The 8977-nt window shown below is 63.0% G+C and carries 7 protein-coding genes; all 7 read right to left on the bottom strand.

The annotated features are described in order from the left end of the window. Positions 1-31: 31 nt before the first annotated feature. The 7 genes from ABEA18_RS01220 to ABEA18_RS01250 all read right to left on the bottom strand — a co-directional run bounded on the left by ABEA18_RS01220 (position 32) and on the right by ABEA18_RS01250 (position 8833). Positions 32-1111 carry a glycoside hydrolase family 130 protein gene (locus ABEA18_RS01220; protein ID WP_345447169.1) on the bottom strand — a complete coding sequence of 360 codons (1080 nt, stop codon included), beginning with the start codon at positions 1109-1111 and terminating at the stop codon, positions 32-34. Positions 1112-1149: 38 nt separating this feature from the next. Continuing rightward, positions 1150-3249, bottom strand: coding sequence for a hypothetical protein (locus tag ABEA18_RS01225; protein WP_345447172.1), 2100 nt, complete (start codon positions 3247-3249; stop codon positions 1150-1152). Between the two features lie 90 nt (positions 3250-3339). Beyond that, entirely contained in the window at positions 3340-4422 is a 1083-nt protein-coding gene (locus ABEA18_RS01230; protein WP_345447175.1) for a glycoside hydrolase family 130 protein, read from the bottom strand. A gap of 5 nt (positions 4423-4427) precedes the next feature. Then, positions 4428-5183, bottom strand: coding sequence for a carbohydrate ABC transporter permease (locus ABEA18_RS01235; RefSeq protein ID WP_234753454.1), 756 nt, complete (start codon positions 5181-5183; stop codon positions 4428-4430). Positions 5184-5412: 229 nt separating this feature from the next. Further along, positions 5413-6375 carry a carbohydrate ABC transporter permease gene (locus ABEA18_RS01240; protein ID WP_345447178.1) on the bottom strand — a complete coding sequence of 321 codons (963 nt, stop codon included), beginning with the start codon at positions 6373-6375 and terminating at the stop codon, positions 5413-5415. A 13-nt stretch (positions 6376-6388) separates the two neighbouring features. Further along, positions 6389-7699, bottom strand: coding sequence for an extracellular solute-binding protein (locus ABEA18_RS01245; RefSeq protein ID WP_345447181.1), 1311 nt, complete (start codon positions 7697-7699; stop codon positions 6389-6391). A gap of 108 nt (positions 7700-7807) precedes the next feature. Then, positions 7808-8833, bottom strand: a complete 1026-nt coding sequence (locus ABEA18_RS01250) for a LacI family DNA-binding transcriptional regulator (RefSeq protein WP_345447184.1) — start codon at positions 8831-8833, stop codon at positions 7808-7810. Positions 8834-8977 lie beyond the last annotated feature (144 nt).

The following is an 8977-nucleotide window of genomic DNA, read 5'->3' on the forward strand; positions in this document are numbered from 1 at the left end:
AAGGGCGGATACGGTCGTTGGCTGGCGGTGCTTAGCCCTGGTCTGCCCGGTAGAAATACATCTCCCGCGATCCCGAAGGGGCATCCCAGCCTTGGGCGAACATCCAGCTTCCGTCGAACTTGAGCAGGCCGCCCCAAGCCAACGAGCCTCCTCTGTGCACGGCTTTCTGGGTGAAGGGTTGGCCTATGTCGTAGAGCGCCTGCGCGGCGGAAAATTGGCCGTCTGCATCGCCGTAGAAGAAGTCCAGGACCAGCTTGCCGCCGTCAGTCCCGGTGGCGTCGCCGTCGTCAACAATGGCGCAAGCCACTTCGTGCAGAGAGCCGCCCAGCGGCCCAAGGTCCAGGTACTCCTGCGGTTCAAACGTCCAGTCGACCATGTCGGTGGACCGTCCCACGTGGGTGGTTCCGCCGCAGCCCTCGGACAGATACATCAGGTAGTGGCCGCCGATCTTGACGGCCTCGCCCTGGGCGTTCCGGGGGATGACGGCCCCCTTGGCCCAGAACCGCGAAACCTCGTAAGGGACAGCCAGGCCGAGCTTTTCCCAATGGATCAGGTCGTCGGACACGGCGACATTGATGTCGCAGCCGACGTCGCCCAGGGGATAGACATCCGGGTCTTGGCCAGCCTGCTCCTCGCTGCGGTCGATCGTCCAGATCCCGTTGTAGAACATGTAATAACGTCCATTGGCCTGGTACACCTTGGGATCTTCGCAACCAAGGATCTCATTGTCCTGGGTGGGGTAGATCACCGGATTGGACGGGCTGTCCCGCCATCCGGTTTCGGGATCGTAGACTGCGACGCCGATGCGGCTGGAGACCGATTCCTTGCGGGGGGATGCGCGGTAGAAGAGGTAGAGCTTGCCCTCGCGTTCCATGACCGAGGGATTGAAGATCGAATCCGCGGTCCACCCGATGCCGGTTGGATCGGCCCAGTCCTGGACCTGCCGGAACGTCAGCGAATCGTCCTTGCGGAACGGGCCAACAGCCCATTCCGGGTGCTCAGGATACTCGGCGGAGAACTGGTCGGTGGAAATGGTGTCGGTCAGCGGATTGCTGAACGTAAGTGCTCCCTCGTAGCTGTGGAGCAGGGCTTCTTTGGTGATTTTCTGCATGGGTTCTTCCTGTTGCGAAGGCTGGGAGCCGGTGGGGACTAGTTGCGGACCAGGGTCACCCAGGTGAAGCCACCCGGGGCCACGGTGACGCGGCCGGAATGGTCTGCCCCGGTCTGGTCAGGACCCGGTGCGACGGGCTGCCCGGAAGCATCAAACGCCTGCTGGCTCAAATGGAACCCTTGCGGCATGTACACTTTTCGATCGGTGCTTCCCGACGCGGCGCTGATGTACAGGGTCGATTGGCCGGCGGAGCCGGAGACGGAAACCGAGGAGATCTGCGGCTGGAGCAGCACGCCGTCGACCGACACGTCGCTTCCGGCCTTGGCGGTCAAGGTGTCCTGCCCCGCTGGGAGTGCGTGGTCAAGGGAGAACGGGAAGAGCTTGCCCGGGGCTGCGGTGATGCCTTGCTCGCCGGCGCCACCGTTGGGCGTGGTGCCGAGGAGAGTGCTCCCGGATGTCCACGACGTCGTTCCGGCGGCTTCGGGGCGCTGGTTCACGATCGGGTATGCGTTCCGTGCCTGGTCCGAGACCGGGACTGTGATCTTCAGGGTGCCGCCCGCGTTGAGGGCGACGTATGCGCCGCCGGACCAGTTCGCCTCACCGGTCCATGCGGAGGCAGGCTTGACGACTGCGCCGCCGGTGATGGTCCCGGTTTCGGCTTCGGCCACCTTGAGCCCGTCCGTCCCCACGGTGCTGCTGATCCCCAGGGCCTTGGCCTTGAGCTCCGGATTGGCATCCAGAGCGAGCATGGACAACAACGTGTGAATGGTGGATTCCGCCCCGGAGTTGGGGTTGACGCGGCCGTCGGTTTCGATGCCGTCGATCGCGGTGCCTGTTGCCGGGTTGTAGGCGGGCCTTCCGCTGCGGTTGGCACCGAAGTACCAGCCTGCGGCAACTGCTGCGACGTCCAGCAGGCCCGGAGCATTTGCAGCCTTGGCAGTCGCCACGAGTCCTTCGACCCGTGAGTCCACGCCGTAGGCTATCTGTGCCTCGCCCGGGGTAGGGCTCCAGGCATTGTCCGGTCCGCCCGCGGCGAGGAGCTGTGGAGTGAATTGGACGGAGTCCTTCACGGCGGCGGTGAGCAGGTCAGGCCGATGCAGTACCGAAGACGCATTCGCGACGGCGGCTGCGGCCATTCCGCCCCAAGCGTGCCACAGGGTTCGGGACTGGTTCCACGGAAGAATCGCGCCGAAGGGCCATTGCTGAACCGATCCCGAGGACATCCCGGCGACACCTTCGGTGAGCTGGCTCAGCGCGGTGGCGGCAGCGCCGTCGTCGGGCGCGGCTTTTGAGTAGGCGGAGAGTCCGAGCACGGCTTCCGCCGAGGCATCCGCCCCTCCGGTGATGAGCCAGGCAGGGACCTTGGCGCCGTCGGCAACGTCGTACTTCCCGTACTTGGCGAGGGATTGCTTGTTCAGGGACCCGACGGCGAGATCAAGCCTGGACTGCAGGAAGGCGGCAAACTGGGGATCGGCAGACTTGAACGCCGCATACCCTTCGCCGAGCGCCCACACGGTCCGGGCAAGCCAGTAGGACTCGGCTGAGTCGCTGGGGTCGGGAAGTTCCACGGGCTTGGCGCTTGGCGTCAGTGTGCCATCGGCTTGCTGCCACAAGACCACGTTGCCGGCATTGGGGCCGGAAGATGTCTGCAAATACGTCAGCTCACGCAGCATGTCGAAGGCACGGGTTCGGCTCGAGGCGTCACCGGTCTGCTGCCAATGGCGCAAGTAGACGACGGCGGTGCGTGCGATGTCGTCCGCGTTGAAGGCCCCCTGGCTCCAGTTGCCTGTGGCCGGGTCCTTGGAACCTCCGCCTACCCGCGTGTAGCTCCCGTCGGCATTCTTGTTGGCGTAGGTCCACGGTGCTTGTGCTGCGGGGTGTTCACCGATCTGGTACGTCGTGTGGCCATCCACGGGGTGCAGGGGAACGGTGTCCAGCAGGAAATTCAGGTGGGACAGATTGGTCAACGGCGCCTGGGACGCCGTGGCCGGCGCCTGCGACGCAGCGGCCTGCGTCACCGTAGCTTGGGCCGGTTGCGTCGCTGAGGCCACGCCTGCCCCGGCCAGGAGCATCGACAGCGTTGCAACAACTGCGACCGGGGCGGATTTCAGCCGTGCATAAGCAAGGGGAGGTGTCATGTCTAACTCCTAGGGGGGGCATGGAAGAAGGGCTGGACTACTGGGGCCGGCCGCTACCTAAGGCGCGGTCCGGTCCTCGCGGTACTGCTTTTAGGCGCGGTCCAGCCGCGCCACGCCGATCTTCGAATCAGCCATGCCATAGAAGACGAACAATTGCTCGCCGATCTTCTCTATTGCCGTGGGGAAAACGACGTTGGGGACGATGCCTGAGATCTCGTCTTCCGTTTCCGGTGCCAGGAGCGGCTTGTCGCTGCGGGCGATCACGATGGAGGGATCGTCACTGTCGAGGATCATCGCAGCGGCGGTGTAGTTGACGTTCTGCTGGTGGTCGAAGGCAGACTTTTCCATCGACCCGGAGACGCCGTGGTAGATCAGGAGCCAGCCCTCGTCGACCCGGATCGGTGCCGGTCCGCCGCCGATCTTGAGTTCTTCGAAGGGAAACTCGCTCAGGGCCACGAGCTTGTGCTTGCGCATGTGGACGAGGTTGCGGATGTCCTTCTCGACGTCGGCAACTGCGACGTAGGAAATCCAGATACCCGGACGGTTGTCATCGAGGCCGGCCGGCAGGTGCTCGCCTTCGCCTTCGCGGATCCAACCCAGGTCCCACATGGGGCGGTGCAGCAAAGCGTAGGAGGGAACGCCGTCGGGATCGTTGACCGGTTCCGGGAAGAACACGGCGTCCTTGTTGGCGAACAGGTTCAAGTCCATGGACAAGTCCGCCTGGTACTCGAAATGGCAAGGCCCCAGGCGGTCCCACGTGCGCAGGTCTTCGGAATGGGCGAAGGCCAGTCGGGGACCAAGCGGTCCGTAAGCAACATAGGTCATCAGGTGGCGGCCGAGGGACGGCACCCAGGTGACGCGGGGATCTTCCGTTCCCGCGTTGTTGAGGCCCCGTTCCCACCCTTCGTCCGGTGCCAGGACAACGCCTTGGCGTTCGACGCCGGACGGCACGCCGTCGTCGCCGATGATCACCTTGGCGAGCCCGACGCGGGAGACATTGCCCTTAGCCACGAGGCGCGGCAGGAGGTACAGCTCGCCGTCAGGTCCGCGGCCGCTGGCCGGGTTGAGGACGCCTTCGGCTTCGAATTCGTTCCCGTCCTCCGGGGTCATGATGACGCCGGCGCGGGTGAGGGTGAACGGGACGGTGGGGAGTGCTGAAGTTGAGGAAGTCATAGAGCTTAGCCCTTTACGCTTGAACCGATATTGGTGGAAATGAACTGGCGCTGGAAGAAAATGAACAGCGCGACGGCGGGAGCCGCGAGAACGCAGGCACCGGCAAGGATGGCGCCGAACGGGTTGGATGCCGTGGCGGCGATGTTCGAGATGTAGTTCGCCAGGGAGACGGCGAGAGGCTGAATGGCTTGGTCCTTGGTGACGAGGAACGGCCACAGGAACTCATTCCACGGGCCGATGAAAGTCAGCAGGACTGCCGTGACAATGGCGGGCCGGACCAAGGGGATCGCGATCTGCCAGAGGATCCTCAGTTCGCTGGCTCCGTCGATGCGGGCGGCCTCGAACAAGGTGGAGGGCAGCTGCATGAAGTACTGACGGAAGACGAACACTGCGGTGGAATTGATCGCGAACGGCAGGATCATGCCCAGGTACGTGTCCGCGAGTCCGTAGTCCCGCACGATCATGACGTACAGCGGGATGAGCAGGAGCTGGAACGGAATCATCTGCACCAGCAGCATCATCCCGAAGACGAACCCTTTACCGCGAAATTGCATCTGGGCGAGCGCGTAGCCCACCAGGAGCCCGAACACCACGGTGAAGAAGATGACGCCGCCGGTGAAAACACCCGAGTTGACCAGGCCTTTCAGCAGGTCGATCGAGTTGTTGATGTTGCTGTAGTTCTCACCGGTGATGTTTGCCGGGCTAGGGAACGCTCCGCCCACGGAAGTGTCCGGGGAAGTCTGCAGCGAGCCGATGAACATGTAGTAAAACGGGAAGAGGAAGACGAACGCTCCGAGTGCCAGCAGCAAGAAGCTGCCCACGCCCAGGTTCTTGCGCTTCGCCACGGAACTGCCCTTGCGGGAGACCGCGGATCCCGGTGCGTCAGCACTGGAAGCAGCTTCGGAGGCCGCTCTTTCGGAAGCGCCGGCACGTGGCCGGCGGTCGTCGTCGTCGTCGTTCCTGAGAGGCGCTTTATTGAAAATCGACACGTCAGTCCTCCTTCCCGCCTACGAGGCGTTTCTGGATCAGGGCGATCAGCAACACGCCGATCACCAGCACCACACCCAGCGCTGCTGCCACATCGGGATTCCCTTGCAGGATTCCCTTCTGGTACATCAGGAACACCGGCGAGGTCGAGGCGCCGTCCGGCCCGCCTCCGCCCGTGAGCAGATAGGGCTCAGTGAACAGGTTCGCTCCGGTGATGGTGGCGAGCAGGGTCACCAGCACGCTGGCCGAGCGCACTCCCGGAACGGTGATGTTCCAGAACTGGACCCATTTGTTCCCGCCGTCCACCGAAGCGGACTCGTAGAGCTCGTCCGGGATGTTCTGCAGCGCGGCCAGGTAGAGCAGGATGAAGAATCCCAATTGCTTCCACGTCACGTACAGGGCCACGGTTGGCATTGCCAGCCAGGAGTTCGTCAACCACGAGGGGTTAGGGGCCAGCGGCCCCAGAATGGCGTTGACCAGCCCGTTCTGCTGGAACAGGAACAGCCAGACCCCGACGACGGCGACGCTCGCCGTGACGTACGGGACGTAGTAGCTGACCCGGAAGAAGGTCTTGAGCCGCGTCACGCGGTTCAGGGCATTGGCCAGGACCAAGGACAGACCCACGGTCAACGGCACGTTGATGATCAGGAAGACGCCGATATTGGCGAAGGAACGCTGTACTTCAGGATCGGACAGGACAGTGATGTAGTTGTCCAACCCCACGAAGGGACGGTCAACCTGCACGCCCGGAGCGGTGAAGAAGAACTGGTGGAAGGAGATGTAGACGGCGTACCCCAGGGGATATGCCAACACTCCAAGGACGAAGATGACGTAGGGGGCGCTGAACAGCAGTCCCAGCGGCTGGCGGCCCAGGAAGTTCTTGCGTTTCCTGGGCGCCTGCCGCTGGTCCACGGTCCGCCCGGCAGTGTCTCCCGTAGCGGGACCCCCAGCTGAGCGAAGTGACATGGGGATTCGCCTGCTACTTCTGGGCTGCCAGTTGGTTGATCTTCTCAGATGCGCCCTTGAAAGCGTCGTCGATGCTCTGGTTGCCGAAGATCACGGACTTGCTCCAGGCGTCACGGAAGGTCTGCCAGATCTGGACTGAGTTGGAGACGTTGGGGACTTCCACGGTGCGTGCGGCTTCGTCGGCGAAGGTCTTGTAGGCCGGGTTCTGGCTGAAGTAGTCCGCGTACGTGGTGGCCAAGTCCTTGCGCATGGGCATCTGGCCAGTACCGGAGAGGAGCTTGCCGTCTTGTTCCTTGCTGGTGGCGAACTTCATGACCTCCCACGCGGTGCCCTGGTTCTTGCACGAGGAGTACATGGCGATGTTCTTGGCGTCAGAGAAGGTGGAGCCGTTGGTCTGGGCTTGAGTACCCGGGACCGGGACCGTGCCCCAGTTCACCTTGCCCTTGTAAGCGGCGACGGCCCAGGGGCCCGCGAGGGACATGCCGGCCTTGCCGTCGGCGAAGGAATCACCCTTGTACGCTTCCTTGGAAGCCAGGTTCTCCTTGTAGAGCGTCTGGAACATCGTGGCGACCTGCTTGCCTTGATCGCTGTCAAAGGTGGACTTGCCGTCCTTAAGCAAGGTGGTGCCACCCGAACTGGCTGCATAGAACGGGTAGAAGTCGAACCAGGGCTGGTAGAAGTCGCTCGTGGGCGAAGGCCACACGGCGTTGGCAACCGCGCCGGACTTCACAAGGGTGCGGGCCGTGTCCAGGAACTCAGACTGCGTGGCAAGCTTGGGGTTTGCCGGGTCCAGTCCGGCCTTCGCGAAGACGTCCTTGTTGTAGAAGAGGACCACCGGGTTGGACTTCCAGGGAAGCTGGTAGGTCTTGCCGTCGGAGGACTTGTACTGATTGGCGAGGTCGCCGGTGCGGTCCTTGATGTACTGGGCGCCGTCCGGGAAGGAGTCCAGCGGGACCAGGCCACCCTGCTTCTGGAACTGCGGAACAGCTACAGGGGCCGTGTTGAAGACCAGACAGGGAGCGTTGCCGGCGGTAATTGCTGCCCCGATGACCTCTTCGGAGCTCTTACCTGCCGGGATTTCCTGTGCATCGACTTGCTGGTCCGGGTGGGCAGCGTTCCATGAGGCCACCATGTCCTTGCCCCATTTCACCTCGAACTCGTTGTTGGAGTACCAGATCTTGATGGGACCCTTGGCCGTGGTGGCAGAGTTCGCTCCAGAAGCTGTACCGCTGGAGGCGCCCCCACCGCACGCGGCCAGGCCGGCTCCGATAACGGCAATAGCGGTAAGGGAGAGGACTCTCGAACTAATTTTTCCGTGCTTCATTGCAACTCCTTTTGCGGGTGAAAACTGAATATGCGGCGGCGACATTGCCTTCAAACGGGAATGGCAAATAACCCCACCCAATTGCGGGTAAATCGGTATTCGTAAGGATTAGTTATTCGGCGTGCCGGGGGCAGGCCCGGTGGAGGCGCGGACTACCAGCTTCGGGGAGGGCAGATAGATGTCTTCCGCGGGAGCTCCGCCGAGGAGGCTCAGTAACTGCTGGGCGGCAACACGGCCCCAGAGCAACGGGTCAGCCGGGACAGTGGTCAACGGAGGGTTGAGGTACCTGGCGAGCTCGGTGTCGTCGTAGCCCGTGATGGACAAATCACCCGGAACAGCCAGTCCGAGGGACTGGGCGTAGGACTGTCCGGCAGTGGCCATCAGGTCGTTCGCGTAGATGATCGCCGTGGGCCGCTGGGCCGAGCGAAGCAGTTCCGCAGTAGCCGCCAATCCGCCGGCTGCCGTGAAGTCCGCCTCAATGAAGGAACCGGCCTCGAGCCCTGCTTTCGACATGGCATTTTGCCAAGCTAAGCGCCGGCTTCGGCCGTGAATGTAACTCTGCGGTCCGCCCACGTGACCGATTTTGGTGTGTCCCAGCGAAACGAGGTGTTCGACGGCGGCCGCGATGCCTTCGGTATCGTCCATGCAGACAGCAGGGAACGGCGAGGGGGTTTCGGGCCGATTAAGGGTGACGGCCGGAATCTTGAGGCTCTTCAACAAAGCGATCCGGGAGTCGTCAACCCTCATGTCCGTAAGGATGACTCCGTCCACGCGGCTGTCGGCAGCCAGCTTCCGATAGCCCAGTTCCTCGGCGTCGGCGCTGGCGGCGACCGTGAGGACCAAGACGTATTCGTGCTCAACCAACGTGGTCTCGATCCCAGCGATGAACGCGGGGAAGAAGGGGTCCGTTCCCAAAAGTCGGGGGTCCCTTGCCACGACCAGCCCGACGGCGAAGGCCTTGGCCGAAGACAGGCTCTTGGCGCGAAGGTTCGGCTTCCACCCCAGTTCCCTTGCTACCCTGAGAATGCGCTCCCGGGTGTCATCACTGACGCCGGGCTGCCCATTCAACGCGTACGAGACGGCACCCTTGCTCACGCCGGCTGCCTGCGCAACGTCGTTGATGGTCACTGTCATGTCTGCCTCATTGCCACTTGGTGATTGGGATCACTGAACCGGTTTTGTTATCTCTACTGAACCGGTTCAGGAGACTCTTGTCAAGAGCAAGCAAGAAATTGATGTGTATTCGCGGGTCGTTTCCAGCCGGCCGCCGACACTGGC

It is taken from the genome of Arthrobacter gyeryongensis (assembly GCF_039543785.1).
In the GTDB taxonomy this organism is placed as follows: Bacteria; Actinomycetota; Actinomycetes; order Actinomycetales; family Micrococcaceae; genus Arthrobacter; species Arthrobacter gyeryongensis.

Bases quoted from the DNA above. Each gene is read 5' to 3' on its own strand.
- ABEA18_RS01240 (WP_345447178.1), bottom strand. From the start codon at position 6,375: ATGTCACTTCGCTCAGCTGGGGGTCCCGCTACGGGAGACACTGCCGGG.
- ABEA18_RS01230 (WP_345447175.1), bottom strand. From the start codon at position 4,422: ATGACTTCCTCAACTTCAGCACTCCCCACCGTCCCGTTCACCCTCACC.
- ABEA18_RS01220 (WP_345447169.1), bottom strand. From the start codon at position 1,111: ATGCAGAAAATCACCAAAGAAGCCCTGCTCCACAGCTACGAGGGAGCA.
- ABEA18_RS01250 (WP_345447184.1), bottom strand. From the start codon at position 8,833: ATGACAGTGACCATCAACGACGTTGCGCAGGCAGCCGGCGTGAGCAAG.
- ABEA18_RS01235 (WP_234753454.1), bottom strand. From the start codon at position 5,183: ATGTTCATCGGCTCGCTGCAGACTTCCCCGGACACTTCCGTGGGCGGA.
- ABEA18_RS01245 (WP_345447181.1), bottom strand. From the start codon at position 7,699: ATGAAGCACGGAAAAATTAGTTCGAGAGTCCTCTCCCTTACCGCTATT.
- ABEA18_RS01225 (WP_345447172.1), bottom strand. From the start codon at position 3,249: ATGACACCTCCCCTTGCTTATGCACGGCTGAAATCCGCCCCGGTCGCA.